Source organism: Pseudoalteromonas sp. NZS11, from assembly GCF_015864765.1.
GTDB lineage: Bacteria > Pseudomonadota > Gammaproteobacteria > Enterobacterales > Alteromonadaceae > Pseudoalteromonas > Pseudoalteromonas arctica.
This window is the reverse complement of the sequence record NZ_JADYWP010000003.1, coordinates 297,942-321,069: the sequence shown is the minus strand read 5'-3', so window position 1 is coordinate 321,069 and position 23,128 is coordinate 297,942. Positions and strand designations below refer to the sequence as shown.

At 37.1% G+C, this 23,128-nt stretch carries 16 protein-coding genes; 7 read left to right on the top strand and 9 right to left on the bottom strand.

The features are described from left to right. The first annotated feature begins 5 nt into the window (after positions 1 to 5). The 4 genes from cobA (at position 6) to I6E82_RS08480 (ending at position 5,642) form a co-directional block, all read left to right on the top strand. Positions 6 to 869 carry a uroporphyrinogen-III C-methyltransferase gene (cobA, locus tag I6E82_RS08495; RefSeq protein ID WP_197117531.1) on the top strand — a complete coding sequence of 288 codons (864 nt, stop codon included), beginning with the start codon at positions 6 to 8 and terminating at the stop codon, positions 867 to 869. Between the two features lie 260 nt (positions 870 to 1,129). Further along, complete coding sequence (locus I6E82_RS08490; RefSeq protein WP_197117529.1) at positions 1,130 to 2,392, top strand: nitrate regulatory protein; 1,263 nt, start codon at positions 1,130 to 1,132, stop codon at positions 2,390 to 2,392. A gap of 279 nt (positions 2,393 to 2,671) precedes the next feature. Then, positions 2,672 to 3,865 (top strand): sensor histidine kinase, encoded by a 1,194-nt coding sequence (locus I6E82_RS08485; protein WP_197117527.1) that lies wholly within the window; start codon positions 2,672 to 2,674, stop codon positions 3,863 to 3,865. Between the two features lie 58 nt (positions 3,866 to 3,923). After that, positions 3,924 to 5,642, top strand: a complete 1,719-nt coding sequence (locus I6E82_RS08480; protein WP_197117525.1) for a two-component system response regulator — start codon at positions 3,924 to 3,926, stop codon at positions 5,640 to 5,642. Positions 5,643 to 5,795: 153 nt separating this feature from the next. Here the strand turns inward: I6E82_RS08480 and I6E82_RS08475 are convergent, their stop codons facing one another. From I6E82_RS08475 to I6E82_RS08465, 3 genes are all read right to left on the bottom strand, one after another. Then, entirely contained in the window at positions 5,796 to 6,245 is a 450-nt protein-coding gene (locus I6E82_RS08475; protein WP_010552557.1) for a response regulator, read from the bottom strand. After that, positions 6,242 to 7,696, bottom strand: a complete 1,455-nt coding sequence (locus I6E82_RS08470) for a sensor histidine kinase (protein WP_197117523.1) — start codon at positions 7,694 to 7,696, stop codon at positions 6,242 to 6,244. The genes I6E82_RS08475 and I6E82_RS08470 overlap by 4 nt, the downstream gene beginning before the upstream one ends. 452 nt (positions 7,697 to 8,148) lie before the next feature. After that, positions 8,149 to 8,586, bottom strand: a complete 438-nt coding sequence (locus tag I6E82_RS08465; protein ID WP_197117521.1) for a PACE efflux transporter — start codon at positions 8,584 to 8,586, stop codon at positions 8,149 to 8,151. 129 nt (positions 8,587 to 8,715) lie between these two features. Between I6E82_RS08465 and I6E82_RS08460 the strand changes: the two genes are divergently transcribed. Beyond that, positions 8,716 to 9,624: a LysR family transcriptional regulator gene (locus I6E82_RS08460; protein WP_197117519.1), complete on the top strand. Its 909-nt coding sequence runs from the start codon at positions 8,716 to 8,718 to the stop codon at positions 9,622 to 9,624. 6 nt (positions 9,625 to 9,630) lie between these two features. On the opposite strand, the gene I6E82_RS08455 is transcribed toward I6E82_RS08460, so the two are convergent. The 6 genes from I6E82_RS08455 to I6E82_RS08430 form a co-directional block, all read right to left on the bottom strand. Next, positions 9,631 to 10,284, bottom strand: a complete 654-nt coding sequence (locus tag I6E82_RS08455; RefSeq protein WP_197102340.1) for an MOSC domain-containing protein — start codon at positions 10,282 to 10,284, stop codon at positions 9,631 to 9,633. Between the two features lie 437 nt (positions 10,285 to 10,721). Next, positions 10,722 to 11,654: an alpha-E domain-containing protein gene (locus tag I6E82_RS08450; protein ID WP_101216455.1), complete on the bottom strand. Its 933-nt coding sequence runs from the start codon at positions 11,652 to 11,654 to the stop codon at positions 10,722 to 10,724. Between the two features lies 1 nt (position 11,655). Beyond that, positions 11,656 to 13,110: a circularly permuted type 2 ATP-grasp protein gene (locus I6E82_RS08445; RefSeq protein ID WP_024597986.1), complete on the bottom strand. Its 1,455-nt coding sequence runs from the start codon at positions 13,108 to 13,110 to the stop codon at positions 11,656 to 11,658. 47 nt (positions 13,111 to 13,157) lie between these two features. Continuing rightward, positions 13,158 to 14,036 carry a transglutaminase family protein gene (locus tag I6E82_RS08440; RefSeq protein ID WP_076926073.1) on the bottom strand — a complete coding sequence of 293 codons (879 nt, stop codon included), beginning with the start codon at positions 14,034 to 14,036 and terminating at the stop codon, positions 13,158 to 13,160. After that, on the bottom strand, positions 14,033 to 16,552 hold the full coding sequence (locus I6E82_RS08435) for a circularly permuted type 2 ATP-grasp protein (protein ID WP_197117517.1): 2,520 nt from the start codon (positions 16,550 to 16,552) through the stop codon (positions 14,033 to 14,035). The genes I6E82_RS08440 and I6E82_RS08435 overlap by 4 nt, the downstream gene beginning before the upstream one ends. Before the next feature lie 112 nt (positions 16,553 to 16,664). Then, complete coding sequence (locus I6E82_RS08430) at positions 16,665 to 19,976, bottom strand: transglutaminase family protein (protein WP_197117515.1); 3,312 nt, start codon at positions 19,974 to 19,976, stop codon at positions 16,665 to 16,667. 1,021 nt (positions 19,977 to 20,997) lie between these two features. Here I6E82_RS08430 and I6E82_RS08425 point away from each other — a divergent pair. Further along, positions 20,998 to 21,771, top strand: a complete 774-nt coding sequence (locus tag I6E82_RS08425) for an SHOCT domain-containing protein (RefSeq protein WP_007585227.1) — start codon at positions 20,998 to 21,000, stop codon at positions 21,769 to 21,771. A gap of 69 nt (positions 21,772 to 21,840) precedes the next feature. Continuing rightward, positions 21,841 to 23,010, top strand: coding sequence for a zinc-binding metallopeptidase family protein (locus I6E82_RS08420; protein ID WP_197117513.1), 1,170 nt, complete (start codon positions 21,841 to 21,843; stop codon positions 23,008 to 23,010). The last annotated feature ends 118 nt before the right edge of the window (positions 23,011 to 23,128 follow it).

Here is a 23,128-nt window from a genome sequence, read left to right as displayed (position 1 = left end):
ATATTATGAGTGTATTGTCTTATTTTTCGGGTATTGAAAGCGTGTGGCTAAATAAGCTTGTTACTAAGCTAACAAGCTCAAATGATCGCAGTGCTAAAAGCGGCAACGTTTATATAATTGGTGCGGGCCCAGGAGACGCAGAGCTAATTACGGTAAAAGCACAGCGTTTAATTAATGCAGCCGATGTTGTTTTATACGACTGGTTAGTAAGCGATGATTTATTAAAAACGCTTCCTAAAAAAGCGCAACGTGTATTTGTAGGTAAACGTGCTGGCAAGCATTCAATGACCCAAGCTAACATTTGCGAACTACTGGTTAAATACGCGCAACAAGGCTTAAACGTAGTGCGTTTAAAAGGCGGTGATCCGAGTATATTTGCACGTATTAACGAAGAAGCCGATGCGCTTAGCAAACATAATATAAATTTTGCTATTGTTCCTGGTGTTACAACGGCTTGCGCTACTTCCGCTTATACGGGTATTCCGCTTACTGCAAGAGACGTAGCGCGTAGTGTTACATTTTTAACCGCGCAGTTTGCCGATCCTAACAAGCAACCTCATTGGCAAAATTACGCATTTGAGCAAGGCAATAACAACCCTACTTTAGTGGTTTATATGGGGCTTTCGCGTCTACAAACGCTAAGCAGCGGTTTGCAATCAGTGGGCTGGCCAAGTAATACACCCATTGCACTAATAGAGAATGCCACTACCACTAAGCAAAAGGTAATTACCAGTACGCTTGAGCAAATAGTAGATGAGCATGATAAACAAAACCTTCAAGGCCCTACCCTAATTATGATTGGCGAAGTAATAAATCATAAAATGGCTATTAGTCCTGAATTACTAAACAATATAAACGCTAATGCATAATACGACTTTCGCGCTTACTACCTCCCCAGGGGTAGGCGCTTTTTTTGTTTTTAATTTGGGTTCAAGTTGTGTGCAATAACATGTTTAAATGCACCAAATAAGTTAAAAGTAATGGTAATTATAATTATAGAAGCACAGTGAAAAACAAAAACTCAATTTCAAGTAACTGTATTAACTTGATTTTAAATTCAATGATGAAATTTATTAATGATTGGAACAGTGGTTGCACTTTAAAAACAAAAAAGTGTGGAATAATACCAATGGCGACAAGCAATCCTCTCACAAAACAGTTTTTATTAGCAGCAAAGTATCAAGAAATACATGCCCTAAAGCAATTACAAAACAGTTGTGCCTCGCTTACTAAATTAGGCGATTTTGTACATCAGTTACAAAAAGAACGCGCAATGAGTAATATATTTTTGGCCTCAAATCGAGAGCGATTTAAAACCCAATTACAAGAACAAATCCCTTTAAGCGACAGCGCACAAACTGCATTTTATGATTCTCTTAAACAAACATTTATAAACGACAACGCCGATACTGGCCATACTCGGTTATTTAATTTAATTACCTATAGCTTACAAGCACTCGATGCATTACCGGTATTGCGCAAGCAAATAGCACAACAAAACATTAGTGCGGTACATGCTACGCAGTCATTCACTCAGTTAATTGCTAGTTTACTCAATATTATTTTAGAGGCAGCTGATGGCGCAAGCGATCCCAAAATAACGCGCTTATTAGTCGCATTTTTTAATTTTATGCAAGGTAAAGAATACGCAGGACAAGAGCGTGCCTGTGGTGCACAAGCATTTGCAGCGAGTAAATTTACCACAGAACAAAAACAACAACTCGCGCATTTTGTACAAGAGCAAAACCACAGCTTTGACTTTTTTAATGAGTACGCCGATGCGCACCTTTTAAAATGTTTTGCCACACTAACAACGCATCAGGTTAATAATCAGGTAGAACAACTTAGAAGTTTACTGCAAAAACTCGATGATGAGAACGCTCAACCGCTCTCACAACTGAGCGAAGTATGGTACGAGGTAACCACTACGCGCATAGATATAATGCATAAAATTGAACAAAATATAGCAGATCAGTTAATTGATACCGCAGCAATGCAAATAGCCTGTGCTCAACGTAGCTTAAATACAAATAAGCAGGTACTTAACAATATGGTAGAGCAACACATAGCCCCTACTTTTGGGCAATTAGCTATTAAGCAACCAGAGCCAGAAGTAAGCCAAAACATTGCGGCCGATAAGCTCAATAGTAATAAAAGTATGTACGATTTAATTATCGAGCAAAGCCAACATATTAAACAAATAAACCAAGCGTTACTTGACGCTAAAAAAGTTATTAGTGAGCAAAAAGTTATTCATCAAGCCAAGTACATACTTATTGAGCAATTAAAGCTCACTGAAGAGCAAGCCCATAAACAGCTACAAAAACAAGCAATGGATACGCATAAAACCTTATTTAGCGTAGCGCAAACAATTATACAAATGAGCGATTAAATATGCTCTTTTTACTTGGGCATGTTGATCTTTAGTAAGAACACTACCCAGCATAATACTTATTTATTCAGTCATAAATTTCACGATCAGACTTAGTTTTACCTTATTAGAAAATAGATTCATAAGCTACTGACTATAATAAGGTAAGGCTTTAATTTGGCGTTAATTTATAAAGTGAATAATTCAACACATTCAAAATAATCAACTACAATAAGTTAATCATTTGTTGCATCTCATTTTAATGAGGCATATTTATTTAATACTGTTGTAGGAGTTTGAATGCCCAATGTAGAGAGTTATTTAGAAGGTGTATCATTAATAGATGAGCAGCAATTAACGACTTCTCTTGATAATGACATTCAAACAAGCTTAAAAAGCTTTGCTGAGCTAATTTTAAACATTTTTGATGCAAGCTCATTCTCTATTGTTGCTAACCTGCCTCAACGTGCTGTCGAGCTATATAAATCAGGTTCAAAAATAACAGTAGCTAAAGAGCAACTATCTGATGACGTTTTTAATGAATCGATTATCGAGCATGCTCCTAAAATATTTAGAGTGGTATCACCTATTATTTTGCCCTCAAACCTTAAATTTGGATGGTTTATATTTGACCGAGCAAGTGATTCACTACTTACCGAAAAAGAAAAATTAATCTTAAATAGTTTACAAAAAAACTTTGTAAATCAGTTAGTCCAACGTAAAAACTTATTAGATAAAATAAACAGTGCTAAGGTTAATTCAACAATTTTCGAGAAAAACAAAGAAGACGAAACTGAAAAAGATCGCTTAATCAAAAAATTACAAAAAATGAGCGATGAACTTGATGAATTTACCAGTATTGCTTCACACGATCTCAAGTCACCAATAAATGCTATAAAACGTTTATTAGAATGGGTTTATGATGATTGCAAAGATTTACTCCCTCAAGAGCACCTAGAAAATTTTCAGCTTGTGCTCAGCCGGGCTAATAGAATGCAAGTACTGCTAGAAGATTTACTAAGCTACTCGAGAATAAATAGCTGTGATTCAACTCGTGCAAACATATCTTTAGAAAGTATTTACCAAGATATAGAACAAATTTTAGAAGTTCCACAAGCTGTCACTGTCGATATACACGCCAATAACGAAGTACTCGATATACCACTGTTCCCTTTTAAAACTGTTTTTCAAAATCTTATTAGTAATGCAATAAAACATAACAATAAAGAGCACTCGGTTATCGATATTTCACTTATCCCCTCTAATCAATATTACATTATTGAAATAAAAGATAATGGCCCAGGAATTGACCCTAAGTATTTTTCACTCATATTTAAGTTATTTCAGACATTGCAATCTCGAGATGATGTTGAAGGGAGCGGCATAGGACTCTGTATTGCCAATAAGCTCATTATTAATTATGGGGGCAAAATTGAAGTAGCCTCCGATGGGAAACTTGGCAGTACATTCACTATTTTTTGGCCCAAAGTTTAACTATGAAATTATCAATTATAAACGAGCATCATGTAGATGCTGCTCTTAGAAGGAACTTATGAATATTTTAATTGTTGATGATGACTTAGTTGATCGCAAATTAATTAAAAAAATGCTTATTTCTGATGGCTCTCATCATCATGACATTACCGAGGTAACGTGCGTATCCGAGGGTTTGAAAGCCATTGAAGACACGCACTTTGATATAATACTACTCGATTATAATATGCCTAAAGAAGATGGCATTGAAATGCTAATTGAAATGCGTGCAAAGCCTAAACTCGGTAACACCGCAATTATCATGATTAGCTCCTCAGAAAATTCAGCTTTGGCTATTGAGTGTATAGAAGCAGGCGCTCAAGACTTTTTACCAAAAGGTGATATAACGAGGGATAGTTTAAATAAAGCGCTTATATATGCCAAAAAACGCTTCGAGGCAGAACAACGTATGCACAACAGTTATCTTGCTGTAAAGCATATGGCAGAACGGGATCAGCTTACTGGTTTGTCTAATCGATATCATTTTGAAGAAATACTAAAAGTAATGATAGCTAACAATAAACGTGCTAAAAACTGCGTGGCGTTACTTGCTTTAGATTTAGATAACTTCAAAAATATTAATGATACACTTGGGCATAGTGTCGGCGACGAAATTTTAATACAAACAGTAGAAAGGATTCATAGTTGCCTGAGGCAAAATGAAGGATTTGCACGCTTAGGAGGCGATGAATTTGCAGTTATAATAGGTGGAATTTGCAATATTAATCAAATAGGTATGATAGCAAATAGAATTTTAGCTGAAGTTTCTAAACCCTTTTTGCATGAAGGCAGAACTTTAAATTGCAGTGTTAGCATTGGAAGCGCCATATACCCAAATGATGCTACTGAATCTCATGAACTGCTAAAATGTGCTGATATTGCAATGTATCGCTCAAAGCAAAGTGGTAAAAGTAGAATAAGCTTTTACAAAGAGCAATATCAATATGAATTTAGTCGTCGGGTAGATATTCAAAATAGTATAAAAGAGCATATAGAGGAAAAAAACTTTAGGCTATTTTATCAACCTGTTTATTGTTCAAAAACACAAATAATGACAGGTGTCGAAGCCCTTATCCGTTGGCCAGATACAACCGTTAATTATACCCCCGATGAGTTTATTCCTATTGCTGAAGAGTGCCGATTAATAGCCCCTCTTGGAAAATGGATAATTGCGAGTGCTTTAAAGCAGTTATCTTTGTGGCAGAAAGACTATCAAACGTCGTTAACTCTATCTATTAATATTTCACCGATACAGCTGCAAAGAGAAGTTTTACAAACGTATCTATTAGAGACGGTCGAAAAATACAATTTAAAGACCAGTAGTATTATTCTGGAAATAACAGAAACAGCTTTTATGGAAAACAGTAAAGAAGTGATTGAAATATTAACTTCTTTGTCTAATAAAGGGTTTAGGATTGCTTTGGACGATTTTGGTATGGGTTATTCATCCATATCTCACCTTATTTCCTACCCTATTGATATAGTAAAATTAGACAAAAGCATGCAATCGTTAGATGGAGAAAATAATAAACGATTAAAAATAATCGAGAGCTTATCTTTAATGCTGAAAAAACTAGATTTTTCTGTGGTAGCTGAAGGAATCGAAACTGAAACCCAGCATCAGCTGTGTAAAAAATTAAATATAGACTACTTGCAAGGTTTTCTCTTTTCAAAGCCTATGCCTGTAAACGAAATTAATTTGCTGCTCGATGACTATAGTAAAAAAATAAGCCTTTAATAAATAGGTTATTTTGAGCCTTTGTAAAATTGAAGCTTAAATCAAACATCTGTGTAACCTTAAGCTAAAAACCTTTGGTTTGTGCCACATACTCAAACTAAAGGCTCTCCAATTGGCACAGCCTAGCGGGTTAAAACCTAAAACACATGCAAATCAGCTGTGTTTTTCCAAATGCTGACCGATGACAGCCAATACTTTTTCTTTTAACTCTGCTGCCTGAAAACTTCCTTTTACAAGGTACCCTTTAACAAAATCGTGTGACATTATAATCTTTTTTTCTTCTTCTCTTTCTGATGAGCTAAACATCATAACCACACACGAGCTGATTTCTATCATCTTCCTCAGTTTAGAAAACTCTTCTAAAAACTGAATACCATTGACTCTTGGCATATTGATGTCCAAAAATATGAGTATTGGAGGAAATCCATCAGGGTACTCTTTTCTGTTAGCTTCATAATTTTCTAGAAATTCTAATGCTTCCTGGCCATCTTTTTTTTCAAAAATTGTAAGATCTAATTCAGCCTCTTTAATTAATCTTTTAAGAATATACCGGTCAACTTCATTGTCATCGACAATTAATATAGGGGGTTTAATTTTTGTCATGTTAGCTTATCCATTGGTATTATTATTTTAAATGTCGTACCTTCATCAGAGCTTTGCAGTGATACTTCACCATTTAAATACTCAATATGTTTTTTAACCAGCGCCATCCCTAAACCAGACCCCGTACTTGTCTGTGCATGAAATCGCTTAAACATATCAAACACTTCACTTTGATGCTTTTGTGGTATTCCCATTCCGTTATCTGTAACAGTAATAAAAAACGTCTCTTGCTCATTAAAAATATCACAGCGGACATAAGGCGAGTCTTTATTTCTATCGTAATACTTCAACCCATTTGATATCAAATTTTCAATAATTTGAGCAAAACGCGCTTTTTCCGACCTTATAGGTACTGATAGATTAATTGTTGTTTCGAGCGCACAAGGATTATCTTTCATGAGCCAAGACAGTCGTTCTTTCATATCAATAATTAACTGGTTAAAGTCAATTAAATCTTTATCCTCATTACCAATTTCAGCTTTGGCTAACAATAAAATATCAACAACAAGTGTTTCTAACTTTTCCATTTGTTGATAAATAACCAGTGCATTTCGGCTTGCCTCCTCTGTGTCTCCCGCTTTTATATCTTCGATAACAAAATGCGCTAGGGATTTAGCCCCTGACAGCGGTGACTTCAGGTCATGGGAAGCCCGATAAGCAAACTGGGCAAGCTCATCATTTGCTTGCTGCAGGGAAGCTGTCTGGCTGTTTATAATCTCTTTGAGTTCAATACTGTTTTCAATATTTAAAAGATCATTTTTAATTCGCTGTCTGGCCGCGATAACGAGTGCTTTTAATTCACCCGACGTTTTTATATCAAGTTCATCGTCTAGATTAATATTACTTTCGGGCTTACTTGATAAAAGTAGAGTAAGATTTCGAATAGAGCTCGATATTGTGCGAGAAAGATAACTTATAAAAAGAATATTAAAAAAAGATATGATTATAACAAGTGGAATTAACGTCATTAGTATAAACGATACTGTTTTTCTAATTGGTTCCTCAAACAGCTCCGTGTTTTTATTAAAGCCACTTAGCGAAGTATTAAGATTTAGTAAAAAAGCGTCTCTACTAAGTTCCCCCTTTTTATACTGATTAACTGACAATAAGGCTTTATCAGCAATTTCAATATCGTTTTCACAGATTGTTAATGTATGATCTGTGTTAATAACTTTCATAACAGCATAATTTAACGGGTTTATTTGTTCAATACATTCAATCGGTTGCTGCCTAATTAACAATATATCCGACTCAATGGTATTTATATCTATGGGGATATCATTTTCTATTTTTTTAACTGACTTGGTAAGTTGATGTGTATACTTTAAATGAAGAAAGTTAAGTTGGTGAAACTTAGCTCCTTTAGCTATTTCAAAAGCTGAGTAGACAGTAATACTTATCTCTGCTGCAGTTAATATTACAATAAGCATCAGTTTTCTTGAGATATTCATATACGACACCTATTTTAGCTACTAACCCAAAAATTTTTAAATAACACTATAATAATTATAGTATTTATAACCTTAGGTATAGCAGATTTTATCTTTTTTACTAGCTCCTCTATAAATAATACCAACCTGCATAAATCTTTGATCAATTTACCGAATTAAATTGCACTATAACGTCGTTAAAAATTTTTTATTTAGAACAACTAGATACAAAAATTTTTGCCTAGTTCTAGTGTAATTTCCTTAACGTTAAATAGACCCCATACATAAGCAGATTGGTATAACAATTGATATTTAGCTTTATTCACTTTTAATAAAAAGATCCTTTATTAGTTTTTTGCCACTATAAAGCAAACTTGGGTAATATTACGCCTCTAAAAGTGCTGGTGCATTGGCAAATACACCAGCAGCTAAATACAAAACTTTGTTAAGTCATCCCATATTTAAAAAGTGTATTAACATGCAGCATTTTTTGAATGAAAAATATAGGCTCGTGTGTGGTCGTACACTAGGTTAAAAGTAAAAGCGTAAAGGGTTATAAGAAAAGTTACGCCGATATCCATTATTAATGCTTCCCATAAGCCTACGTTTAAAATGCTCGCCATTACGGGAATAGTAAAAACAAGTAACCCGCCTTGAAATAAAATCACGTGAAAAATACGGAATAATACAGAACGTTGCTCTTTTGCACCGGTAGCTACTTTGTCAAAAAACCAATTAAAAACAAAATTCCAACACATCGCAATCGTTGCAATTATAATCATAGTGCCCGATAAAGCCGATATTGCATGCTCTGTAAATACAGCCAAACCAATAATCGACAGCTTTACCGCTAACACTTCAAACAAAACAGCCTGAAACATCCTCTCTAGCGACCCCATTTTTGCATCCATAATTAACCCCTTTTACGCCAAATAATTAAAGAAAATAATAGTGACATAATTTAATTATTTGCAAAGTTAGTAGCCATCACCTTTAGTGATAAGATGAGCAAATAAGTACTCACCTTTAAGTTGAATGATATGTATAGTTTTGAGCAACTAAAAATTTTTGTAACCGTGGTAGAAACAGGATCTTTTTCGGCAACAGCCCGAAAGCTTAACCGTGCACAATCGGGAATTAGCCAAGCTATTTCTAATCTTGAAATAGCGATTAATCAAACATTGTTTACGCGTAATAAAAATATACCCAGCTTAACGATTAGCGGTAAGGCATTGTTACCTGTCGCATACTCTATACTTCATCAGCAAAAATATTTTGACCAAAAAGTGGATGCATTAGCAAAAAATTATGAGCATGAGGTAATTATAGCTATTGATGAAAGCCTAAATAATCAAGATATTTTAAAAATGATTGCCCCATTAGCTGATCAGTTCCCGATTACTAACTTCGAAATAATATCGACAACAACTGACGATGTAGACAACTTAGTAAAAATAGGAAAAGCACAAGTAGGTATCATTTATAGTGATGGGGAACTAAAAGTTGATATGGATTTTTTTCTATTGGGCCAAGCTCGATTTTTAACGATTTCATCACCAGAACACCCGCTTGCAAAGCTAAAGGCTGTAACAAGCAATGATTTAAAAGCCCATAGGCAATGTGTTCATCGCAGCCTTAGCCAAAAAGAGTTATGGTTTAGCTACGCAATTAGCTCTAGAATTTGGTACGCAAATACACATCAAACTCTTATCGACTTAGTAGTTCAGGATATTGGTTGGGCGCTTGTACCCGAGCTTGCTATTAAGAAGTATATAAACCAAGCTGAAGTGGTAACGCTACCCGTTACTCATGAACAAGGCGGTTGGCTTACTCCTGTAGGATGCGTTTTTTCAAGAAGCCAATCAGCAGGACCTGTTCTTCAAAGTTTAATAAATAGGTTGCAGCAACACTTTTTAAAGAGTGCTAGCGCGGGAATAAAACAGTTTTAAACTGCTTTATTCACTTTTAATAGCAAGCTTCTTCTTTAGCTTTTCTTGCCACTCTACAGCAAGCTCTGGCAAAGTTAATGCTTTTAAAAGTATGTCTTCATAACCTACGTATTTTTTATCAAAAAATGCCTGGAACAGTTTTTTAACTGATATGTCGTGCGATGCTTTCTTCTCGATAACAACACTATCACCCGTTTTTGCAACGCCTTGCTCTAGTACCCTAAAATAAACGCCAGTGCAGTAATGCTGCGTAAACAGTTTAAGACTGTTTTTATTATTAAGGGCGATAGCGAGTTTAAAACAGGGTACACGAGGCTGGCTTACTTCAAGCAGTGCAGTACCAATTCGAATATGGTCACCTATGTGTATATTCGCTTCATCAAGGTCAGAAATCGTGAAGTTTTCGCCAAAGGCACCTACTGCCAAGTCATCATTCTCGAGGGTTTGTTTCCAATACTCATAATGATTGTGAGAAAAAGCATATACCGCTTTATCTACCCCGCCGTGATTAACTAAATCAGCTTGCTCGTCACCTATAATGTTTAGCTTTTCAATCACTACAGGTTCGTTAGTTGGGGTTTTGAATATTCCCGTTTTCACCTCTTTACCGTTATGAATAAGAGTTTTAATTTTAGAGATATTAGTCGAGATGATTTTCATTGCGATACCAACGGATGAGGAAGTAAAGATTAATTATGCAGGTTTTAAAATTATTATAAATAAATTTAAGCAAAAAAATGACCGCTCGAGACTAGGGCGTGTTTATCTTTGTGGATTGAAATTTATTCAATCTAGGGGCGATTAAATCGCGGCGCGAGGTTTGTAACCTAGTGGGCTCGATAACTGCTCCTGCGTTATTCTACTGGCTTACATCCATGTAAGAATAAGTAAAAACCGAGCAACAAAGAGTTAATCGTCCCTAGAAAGAACCCAGAGGGCAGCGCATGTTTGGTATTTATGCTGCGTTATCGCCCATTAATGGGGAATAACCACACTACATAGGCTCTGCCTTGCCTAAAAACCAAACATACTGCTGCAAATTCAACCACCAAAGTTCAACACGCCCTAAGCAGTCATTTCACAATATACAGTTTTTATTATTCTGCTTGTTTTAAAAAATACGTTTCGGCCAGTCCGTTATGTATTCCAGCTAAGTCTATTTGTATTTCATCGATAAAGTCATGCAACAGACCATTTTTAAGTACTCGTACGTCTTTATTTTCTAACTCAACAATTGCATCATCAATTGATTTAATAATTTCTGTTGAGTTTGGCAAAGGTAAAACCAATGCTTTTAATTCATTCATACAAAATAAAATAGATCGTGGGAATACTTTGCTGTGCATCACAAATTCTATTACATCAGCACGCTGTACTCTAACGCCCATTTCTTGGCGATACATTTGATAGGCACTTAACGAACGCAATAAACTGATCCACTGAATATTATCAAACGGCTTCACTTCTTCTTCATTAGTAATTAACGTAGCAGAGCGAATATCTAAAATTCGCGATGTCATATCTGCGCGCTCTATAATCGAACCAAAGCGGATAAAAACATAGCCCTGATCATGATTAATTGTGGCATCTAACGCCCCAAATATTTGATGGGCTGAATCTATAATCTTTTTTAAATACTCAAAACGCCCACGCTTTGTTATCCCTTCTTTTTGATTGTCTTTTACATAATAATATAAAGAGTTTATTTCTTCCCATACGTCTCGCGGTATTACATCACGAATTGTACGCGCGCTTTCTCTGGCAGAAGTGATAGAGTTTAAAATTGACGAGCTATTATCACTACCAACAAGTAAATACCTTAATGCTTTTTGCTCAGAAAAATCAGTATGGTTTTCTGAATACGCTTTGCGTACACCAATAATATCAATTAATGGCTCCCAGCCGGTACATACGCCTTTGGGTAAGTCCATCATCAGTAAATTGTTAACGTTGATTAAACGAGCTACATTTTCCGCACGTTCAATGTATCGAGATACCCAATATAAAGTTTCGCCTACTCTTGATAACATATTATTTAGCCTCTTCGTCAACAATCCAAGTATCTTTACTGCCACCACCTTGTGATGAATTAACCACCAAAGAGCCTTTAACCATAGCAACACGCGTTAATCCACCAGTGGTAACTTGCGTATCTTTACCTGATGATAAAATAAACGGTCTTAAATCGGTATGTCGGCCATCTGGTTTATTGCCATCAAATGTTGGTACTGTTGATAAATCTAATGTTGGTTGAGCTACCCAGTTTCGTGGGTCCGCTTTAATTTGAGCAATACACGCTTCTTGTTCTTTTTTGGTTGATTTAGGGCCAATTAATAGCCCGTAGCCACCAGACTCATTTGCTGGTTTAACAACAAGCTTATCAATGTTTTTAATAACATGGTCGCATTCTTTCGGGTCCAAACATTTGAACGTTGGGACATTAGCAAGTTTAGCTTCCTCGCCTAAGTAGTACTTAATCATCTCAGGTACATAGGCGTAAACTACTTTGTCATCAGCAACGCCTGCACCTGGTGCATTAACCAAAGCGACATTACCTTTAGACCAAGCGCGCATTAAACCAGGAACGCCCAGTTGAGAGTCAGGTAAAAAGACTTCAGGGTCTAAAAATAAATCATCAATACGACGATAAATAACATCAACTCGTTGTAGCCCTGTGATTGTTCTCATGTATACACAATCATCTTTTTCAACAACTAAGTCCCGTCCTTCTACCAGTTCACAACCCATTTCTTGGGCAAGGTAGCAATGTTCAAAATAAGCGGAGTTAAATACCCCTGGCGTAAGTACCACGACTTCTGGTTTATCTTGTGGACGAGGCGACATTGCCGCTAGCATATCAAATAATTGTGAGGGGTAATCATCAACAGGTAAAATCGACACTTGCTCAAATAATTCAGGGAATACACGCTTCATTACAGAGCGATTTTCAAGCATATAAGATACACCAGAAGGAACACGCAGGTTATCCTCAAGTACATACATAGTACCACTACCATCGCGTACTAAATCTGAGCCACAAATATGCGCCCATATCTTATTTGGCGGGTTTATACCCACGCATTGCTGGCGAAAATTCACAGATTTTTCTAGTAACCCTTTTGGAAAAACACCATCTTTTATTATTTTTTGGTCATGGTATAAATCATCTATAAAAAGGTTAAGCGCTTCAACACGTTGCTTTAAACCAACCTCTACGCTTTGCCATTCTTTTTTACCTATAGTTCGCGGAATAATATCAAATGGCCAGGCCCTATCAATCATATTACCTTCGTTGTAAACCGTGAAGGTAATACCCATTTCTTTAATTGCTAAATCAGCAACCGCTCTGGCCTTTACTAATTCTTCTGCCGATAAATTAGCAAAAAATTGTGCTAATTGTGTTCCATGTGATCGAACGTTTCCTTGTGCATCAATTAATTCATCAAAGAAACCTTTTGTTTGGTACGCTTTCCAATCAATTTTCATACACTCTTTCACCTTATCCATCATAATATATGACGTAGTTAAACTGCCTATTCCATTCGAATCATATCAACCGCTACATCCAGCAATTGACTACCGCCACCAAATACCACGCCTTTCAAAGGAGTTACGTCAGAAAAGTCTCGCCCTACGGCTAGAGTAATATGCTGATCGCGTGGTAAAACATTATTTGTAGGATCAAAATCAACCCAACCAAAGTTTGGCACAAATACCGCAAACCATGCATGAGTTGCATCAGCACCTTCTAGCTTTTCTTCGCCTTCTGGCGGCATGGTTTCTATATACCCACTAACGTATCGACCCGCTAACCCCACACTACGTATGCATGCAAGCGCAAAGTGTGCAAAGTCTTGGCAAACGCCCCTTTTTTGTGCAAAAACAGTACTCAGAGGCGTACTAATCGTTGTAAAACCAGGATCATAATGAAATTCATGAAAAATTCGTGCCATTAAATCTTTGCATGCAGAAATTATATTTTTGTGTGCATCAAACGAAATCAACGCGTATTCCTTAATCCCTATATCTATTGGAATAAGCTGTGAAGGTAGTACAAATTCAGACGTTTTTAATAATTCCGCTGTATTTGGTTTAACCAATAAATCACGTACTTTTCGCCAAGCAATATCAACGCTCTCTAAATTGCTATTAGCGCCGACTAACAGTTCTACCTCGCTGATCATCGTAACTTTAAGTTTTTTATGCTGTATTGCTATTTCAAACGCTGTTACTTGATTATTAAAATAATCAGTAAATGTTTGTAAGTAAGTCGGTGTAGGTTCAATTTCTACACGACTACTGTGGCATATTTGCCCGCGATTCGTTTTTGGCGTTAATCGCGCTTGGTTTTGACACAAACTAACAAAGTCTGAATAGTTGTATGTAGTCGAGTGCTTTATTTTATATTTCACGATTGAGCTTGCTCAATATTAGTCCAGTTCAATTTATTTGCCGTTTGGGTATGAGAAAAATACTGTAGTAATAATACATCACAAAATGTATCTAAGTTCATACGCGTATTATGGTTAAATTCAATTAACTGGTTACGTTGTCCATTTTCACTTTTTTGTAGGTAATCTTTCTCAGTTACATAACAACTTGTTTTAGACAGTAAAATTGCTTTTTCGTGTGCCGCAATTACGCCTTGTCTGCGTTTTGTGGGTAAATGCTTACACAACTTATTAATTTCCTCTAACTGAAATAATAAAGAACGTGGGTATTCAGCATCTAAAAGTAATAACTCAAGCCCTGTACCAATGGTTTGATACATTCTATATCGGCGCTTATGCGTAACTAAACTAACTTGGCAACTTAGCACGGCTTCAAGTAAGCCAAGCTCTTCGGGCTCGTCTAACTCTTTGGTTAATAAAGCCGCACTTAGTGATGTAATTTGTAAGCTACGCTCTACTCTTCTACCCATTTCGAGTAAAAACCAGCCGTTACTATTTGGCATACAATCTGTAATCGAGCCATTAAAAGCCATAATTGAGCCTATAACTCTATCTAGGCTGCTTTGCATTGCACGCGTTGGAATATTAATATTTACATTTTTAAATACTTTAATTTGCTCATTAATATCATCAATTATTCGGCGACTATCATGAGATAGTAATTCTTGAATTTGCACCGACGCATTTGCAATGTACTTTAATGTATTAATAATACTGCCAGCGCATTGCTCGTCTGCAAGGAGTTGAAAGGCAGTTTCTTTCGACAGATTTACATCAATGCCATCTAGTTTTAAATCAGGTTCTATATAGGGATAAACAATATATTGCGACCTAATGGCATTAGAAAGCCGTGCAACTATACTTTTTCGTATTGAATCTGGGTAAACAGAAAATTCGGTGTACTTGTCTATAAAAATACGCAATATACGTATGGTGTTTTCGCAGCGTTCTAAGTATCGACCCAACCAAAAAAGGTGCTCAGCCGTACGGCTCGAAATAACCCCTTCAAGTAGCGTTACATCCATTCTTTTTCTAATTGGCACCGGTGGATTATGCTCGCCTAAATCAACTCTATCGGCTGTATTTATCCATGTATCTTTGATCCAACCAGATATTCTCGGGTTGTTACTTTTTTCGTTCGAAAAACACAGTGCTGAAGGAAGTACTTCTACGCCATTTTCTGTGGTTAATGCATAACACCTAAACACCACTGGCTTGGAGATTAATTGCCCGTCATGCCAAAATGGTGCACTGCTAAAAGAAGGCTTTTCTTGGAAAAAGTAATTATCGGGTTCTTTGCTAATAAGTAGCTTTATTTCTTGCTCGTCTAACACTCCATCTAACTTAAGTGTAGGGTCTATAGCAGATAGTAGTTCGAGGTTATTCCAATCAATGGCTTGCGCTTCTTTTACACTTAAGTAATTTGGCTCACCTAACAACAGCGGTTGTTTTAAAATTTGCTGCGATAACTTTTCTAAGTTGCATTTTATTGAAGGTGACGAGAGCACACCACTACCAAACGGGTTTAAAACCTTAACCGACCCTTGTCGTACCGATTGTAATAAGCCCGGAATACCATGAAGTGAATATTCAGTTTGCTCTAAAGAGTCAATACAACGATCAGAAACCCAGCGTAAAATGACATTAATTTTACCCAAGCCTTGTAACGATTTTAAACAAACGTCACCACCACGTACGGTTAAGTCGGCGCTTTGTACTAATGTATAGCCAAAGTAGGTAGATAGGAATGCATGCTCGTTGTAGTTAGGGTCATCAATTCCTTGGGTTAGAATTACAATTCGTGGGTCATCCATATAGTGGGTATATTCATTAATACCCTCTTGGAATAGGTTTAAAAATTCTTTAATTTGCTGAACATTACATTCGGCAAATTCTTCAGCCATTACACGCCTTGCAATAATACGGCTTTTAATTAATAGCCCTAAGCCTAACGGGCACTGACAATGATCGCTTAATACTTTAAATTCGCCTGTTGGCGTGCGGTAAACATCTAATGCAGTAAAAAATAGTGTTAATTCGTTACTAGGTAAGCTAAAACCTTCGCGTAAGTAATTAGGGTCTTGAAAAAGCTGCTTTGCAGGAATATGACCATCAACTAATAATGTTTGGTCACCGTAAATATCTTGCTGAATTTTATTTAATAAAAGGGTTCTCTGTTTTATTCCCTCTTCGAGCAACGCCCAATCAGCTTTAGATAACATAAATGGCAATGGGTCAAAATGCCACTGCTTATTGCTTTCATTTTTAATATTGCCATTTTGTAGCAATTGGCTTATTTCTGTAGCGCGGCTACTAACATCGTCTGCTGTTAGGCTAGCTAAACGCTTAAATAAAGTATCCCAATGTTCTGGGTTTAAACCACTGTGGTTTGCTAATTCATCATGTCCATGTGATTTATCAAGGTATAAAGACAACCACTCAGGCAATTCCGGCATCGCGTTATTGTTAATATACAAGCTGAAAGTGCTCCAATTTATAGTAAATAGCCGTGTTCATAATGATGCTTTAAAAATATTTAGTCATTCCACTTTAAATAATTTCAAAGTGGAATGACACAACTATCAATTATTATTTAAAGTTAGGCTGCCTGCGTAAATCCAAGGTATTTGGATAATCAGGATTACTACTTTCTTCATCAGGTACCACGTATTCACTTGCACTTTGCGCCGATTGAAAACTATGCGTAACCGCCGATGGGCTCCAGCTTGGTTCTGCTGATGCAAGTAACGATGGTGTATGCCCATGCTCCCAAAATCTTGCAACTCTGCGCCCTTCAGCTTCAAATGCATTAACCGGTAGCGTTTCAGGATTACGACCCCCAGCATGGCTCACATGATATACAAAGCCTCCAACTGAACGACCTTCCCACGTATCGATTAAATCAAAAACTAATGGAGCATGTACGCCAATAGTTGGGTGAAGCGCTGTAGGTGGTTGCCAAGCTCTGTATCGTATACCCGCGACCATTTCATCTTTTGCTTTACCTTTAACCGGTTTAAGCGGCACTCTTCGACCATTACACGTTACAACATAGCGATCGCTCATTGTTCCTTGTACTTTTATTTGCACTCTTTCTAATGACGAATCTACATAGCGCGCCGTACCCGACGCACTTGCCTCTTCGCCTAGTACATGCCAAGGCTCGATTGCGGTTCTAAGCTCAAGTGTAACGTTATCAAGTTCTCGCGTTCCACATACCGGAAACCTAAATTCAAAAAATGGATTTAACCAACTTAACTGAAATTGAAAACCTGCTTGTTGTAAATCGCGGCTTACTTCAGCTAAATCGTTTTCTACATATTGTGGTAATAAAAACTTGTCGTGTAACTCTGTACCCCAACGTATTAATGGCTTGTGGTAAGGTTTTTTCCAAAACCAAGCAAGTAAAGTACGCAACAGTAGCATTTGCACTAAGCTCATTTGTGAATGTGGAGGCATTTCAAAGCCTCTAAATTCTACAATCCCTAAACGACCTGTGGCTGAGTCGGGTGAATAGAGCTTATCTATACAAAATTCTGCTCTGTGTGTATTACCCGTTAAATCCACCAATAAATTACGAAGTAACCTATCAACTAACCAAGGTTCAGGCACCTCACCTTCGGGCATATGCGAAAAGGCAATTTCTAACTCGTATAAAACTTCATCACGGGCTTCATCCACTCGCGGCGCTTGGCTTGTAGGACCAATAAAAAGCCCCGAAAATAAATACGACAAACCAGGATGATGCTGCCAATAGGTAATAAAACTTCTTAAAATATCAGGTCTGCGTAAAAATGGGCTTTGCTCAGGTGTTTCGCCACCAAGCGTTACGTGGTTACCACCACCAGTACCAGTATGGCGACCATCTGCCATAAACTTATCAGTACCTAATCGGCATTCTTTTGCTAAACCGTATAACGTTGTAGTTCGACTGACTAATTGATCCCACGATGTTGAAGGATGAATGTTTACTTCAATAACACCTGGATCTGGCGTTACAGCGTATTTTTCTACGCGGCTATCTTTAGGTGGGCTATAGCCTTCAATAACAAGCGGCATTTTAAGTTCTTTTGCTACACTCTCTATACTACTTATTAAACCCATGTAATGTTCAAAATGACTTGTTGGTGGCATAAATATATATAAACGCCCCTCTCTCACTTCCATTACAAGCGCAGTTTTAACCATTTCTTTACCAATAAAGCCCTTTTTAAGCTTTTTAGCTTTGGTAAAATTTTCTGGAATATCAAACGGGTCGCGGTCAATAATATTGCCGCTCCACTCAAGGCTGTCTAAAGGTAGGCGATAACCAAGTGGTGATTCACCAGGTAATAAGAAACAATTGCCTCGTTTAAACTCCCACGTACACGACTGCCAGCAGTTTTTGCTATCGTTCCATTTTAAAGGGAGAACATAACCAACTGGCTTTTCTATCCCTTTATCCATTTTAGCTAAAAAGCCTTTTCGGCTCATTGCATGGAGAAGCTCCGGCTGATCCGGCTTTATTTCGGTAGGTAATGAGGCTTCTTGCCACATGTGATATAAAATATCTTCATAAGCAGTAGTAAGTGCCTTGGTTTCAAGACCAAGTGAGTCACACAGTTTATCAGCAAACTTTTTAGTATCGGTATGATCAAATTTATAGTCTTTATTAGGATCGGCTAATAGTGCGGCATCTTGCCATAAAGGCTCGCCGTCTTTGCGCCAATAGCACGCATATTGCCAACGTGGTAATGGCTCACCCGGATACCATTTACCTTGTCCGTAATGAGTAAAGCCACCTTTTGTGTATACTTTATTCATTTCTACAAATAAATTTTGAGCTAATATTCTTTTTTCTTTGCCATCGGCATCAGTATTCCACTGAGGATGTTCCATATCGTCAATAGAAATAAACGTAGGCTCGCCACCCATAGTTAAATGTATGTTTTCTTCACTGTAAACATTGTCAACGTGCTGACCTAAGCGGTTAATTGCCGCCCACTGCGCCTCAGAATAAGGCTTAGTAACACGTGGGTCTTCGTGTACACGCGTTACTTTATTATAAAAGCTAAACTCAGATTTACAGTCGTCTATACCGCCTGTTACCGGCGCTGCCGAGCTTGGCTCTGGCGTACACGCCAATGGAATATGACCTTCACCAGCAAATAAACCCGAGGTAGGATCAAGCCCTATCCAACCTGCACCCGGAATATACACCTCGGTCCATGCATGCAAATCGGTAAAGTCTTCTTCTGGACCGCTTGGGCCATCTAGTGATTTTTGATCAGACGTTAGCTGTACTAGGTAGCCCGATACAAATCGAGATGCCAACCCTAAATGACGAAACAGTTGTACTAACAACCAAGCAGAATCACGACACGAGCCTGTTTTTTTACTTATTGTTTCGTTTGCCGTTTGCACACCTGGTTCAAGCCGAATGCCATAACCTACTAATTCATAAATAGCTTGATTAACAGCCACTAAAAAATCAACGCTTCTAAGCGGCTCTTTAGGGTTTAAAGATTCAATTAATTCTTTAAATTTTGGACTGGCTTTGCGTTTTTTTAAATAAGGAGTGAGTTCTGACTTTGAAATAGCATCGTAAACAAACGGGAAGTTTTCGGCGTAATCTTCTAAAAAGAAATCAAAAGGATTAATAACCGTTAATTCGGCGACCAAATCAACTGTAAAACTAAATTCGGTAGTTGGCTTGTTAAACACCACCCTCGCTTGGTAATTACCAAAAGGGTCTTGTTGCCAATTTATATAATGATCTTCTGGAACTATTTTTAAAGAATAACTTTTAATTTTTGTACGGCTATGTGGCGCTGGACGTAATCGGAATATATGCGGCCCCATATTAACTGACCGATCGTATTTATACTGAGTATGGTGCGAAATCCCAACTGTAATTGTCATCTATTAATTCCCCTTTAATAATGTATGGCCACAATATAACGCTGAAAATATTATTTGGACTAATTCACCTGTGCAATTTTTATACCAAAAGACTTGCTTAAGTAGTACTGTTCATCCACTCGCGGCTCTTGCACAAAGCAACGTTATGCATAAAGGTTTTGACCTAATTAATAGGAAAAACACACCAATTCAATAAATAGTAAACTTAGTATAATTTAAACCATCAATTTTAGATTTTTAATGGTGCAGAAAATGCACCAAAACAGTGCTTTAAAATAACTTACAATTAAAGCTAATTAATTTAAAATATTGAAATAAAACAAATAAAATTAATTTTTCAAAATACTTACTCCGTTATTTATAACGCTAAACGGGTATAATTAAAAGTATTTATTTAGAGTTTAAAAATCATTAAAAATAATCATTAAATAGTAAGAAATAGTTCACAATAAAGCTGCTGTTAAAGTAAGTAACGGTGCTATACTAGATCGATTTTTAACCGCTTACGTTACAGCAAAACTAACAATCTCGATGAGATAAAACAAGTAACTTTTAATACAAAGATGCTTGTTTTAAAGATTAGTTTTGCAGCGGTGTGTTTTAATTTCAGACAAAACAGAAAACGTCCAATTTGAAAAACCAACACATCTCACTAACCTGTTAATTTTTCATTATCATCAATGCTAAAGGTAATGCAGCACTAGGGCGTGTTGTTCTTTGGTGGTTGAATTTGCAGCAGTGTGTTTGGTATTTAAGCAAGGCAGAGTCTATGATGTGTGGTTGTTCCCCATACATAGGCGATAACGCAGCATAAATGCCAAACATGCGCTGCCCCTGGGTTCTTTCTAGGGACGATTGACTCTTTGTTGCTCGGTTTTTACTTAGCCCACTAGGTTACAAACCTCGCGCCGCGATTAAATCGCCCCTAGATTGAACAAATTTCAATCCCAAAAATCAACACGGCCTAGCATATTTTCAGATTTTTTAAATCAACCCAATCTACCTAATAGGATATTTTCTTATGCAAAAGCTAACAGATGTCGGTGAAAACTTAGTTAATGGTATAGCATCTCGTTATAACCTCAGTCACGATGCAGTAATTCACATGTTAGTTAGCGTTAATAACGGCGGTTGCTCAATGGCACAGTTTAATTGCCCAGAACTTGGTGGTTCTGGTCAATGGATGCGTGGCGGAATGACAATGGTTGGCGACATGTTTAACAACGGTTTAAAATCAACCGTTGATAACTTGTGCAACGAACTTGCTAATATATTGAGCAATAACCAAATATTTCCGGTTATTCCTGCAGGAACGCCTGGCAGCAATCAATGGTGGCCAGGTAATCTAGGCAGCCCATTTAGCAGTGGTGCGCAAAATAATATTCGCTACGCTATATTCCCTAATCGCTTAGCCGTTGAATTAAATGGACAAGTGAGCGTATACGACACGTTAGATCATAATATTGGTGGTGTAAGCCAACAGCAAGGCAATAATACCTCTCTTACATTTAACAGTCAGTGGGGGACAATTAATGTAAATACCCTGCCATTAATTTCAGGGCAAACGCCAACGCCTCCAGAACCACAAAAAGACTTTACGCAGCAAGTAACGCAGCCGAATTTTGCATCGTTAACACCAAACCAAGTTGAAGCACCGGCTAATAATACTGTGGGGCAATACTCGGTAGACGAAACGCTTCAAATAATTGAAAAGTTAGCACAACTTCGCGACTCTAATGCGTTGAGTGATGATGAATTTAATATTAAAAAGTCTGAACTATTAAAAAGGATTTAACCACTATCCTCCAATAGCATAGCGCTAAGTAAAAGTGGTTTATACGGTCTCTTTTTTATTCGGTAACATATGAAAACATTTAAATGTAATTGCACAGATCAACTTATTTTATTTTTTGAAAGCAGCCATTGTTTGGCTTGCGGCAGAACCGTGGGTATTGATGACGAGTTCGATCAAGTTGAACCCTATGAAATTGATGAGCAATCGGGGTTATTTTACAAAGCAGAAGCGCCTGAAGTTTTTTATAAAAAATGTGATAACAACGCTCAGTATCACGTATGCAATGGTATGGTTAATTTAGACACATTTATACCTGTTGCCGATAAAGACGAAGTGCTGTGTTTTTCGTGCCGCTTTAATGAAACGGTGCCCGATTTAAGTATTGTTGAACATATTCCATTATGGAAAAAAATGGAGACAGCAAAACGTCGCGCTTTGTATACATTAAAATCATTATCACTCCCTTTAAATACAACGATTCAAGAACCTGAAAGCGGATTAAGCTTCGATTTTATAGCAGACCGTAACGTAAGCGATCACTTTGTAAGCCCTATTATAGGTCAGGACGTTGTATTTACAGGGCACGATTGCGGGCATATCACTATAAATCTAGCCGAGGCAGACGACGTAGCACGCTCTCAAGCTAAAGTAGCGATGGGTGAACGTTACCGTACTTTACTTGGTCATTTTCGCCATGAACTTGGTCATTATTATTTTGATCAACTAATCGCAAATTCACCAAAAAAACATGCTTTATGTAAGCAATATTTTGGTGATGACGAATTAGATTATCAACAAGCGCTCGATACTCATTACAAACAAGGCGCTCCTGCTAACTGGCATGAAACCTTTATTAGTGAATACGCTACTATGCACCCTTATGAAGACTGGGCAGAAACATGGGCGCATTACATGCACATTATCGATACGCTAGAAACAGCCAAAAACTTCTCAATTACCGGCTCTACAACTGGCAATGAATTTGAGCTAGACGAAGCAGACGAGCTTCGATTGCCACAAAGTGCTTATTACTTTAATTCACAAACATCGATTGATGCTATTTTAGATACTTGGATGGAATTTTCGATCATTCTAAATTCACTAAATCGCAGCATGGGACTTGCCGATGCCTACCCGTTTGTATTAACTCAAGCAGTGCGAACTAAGTTATCGTTTATCCATCATGCTATCCATAACAGGCTCAATTTAATGCCTGATTTGAGCATTGGAAAAGTGTAATAAAGTAAGCTCAGTCCAAAAAACATTTTAATAAAGAGCCATTTATTCTTGCTATGACTTTTCATGCATAGATAAGTGGCTTTTTTATGATGAGCAAAAACCGTAAAAATAAAAGTCT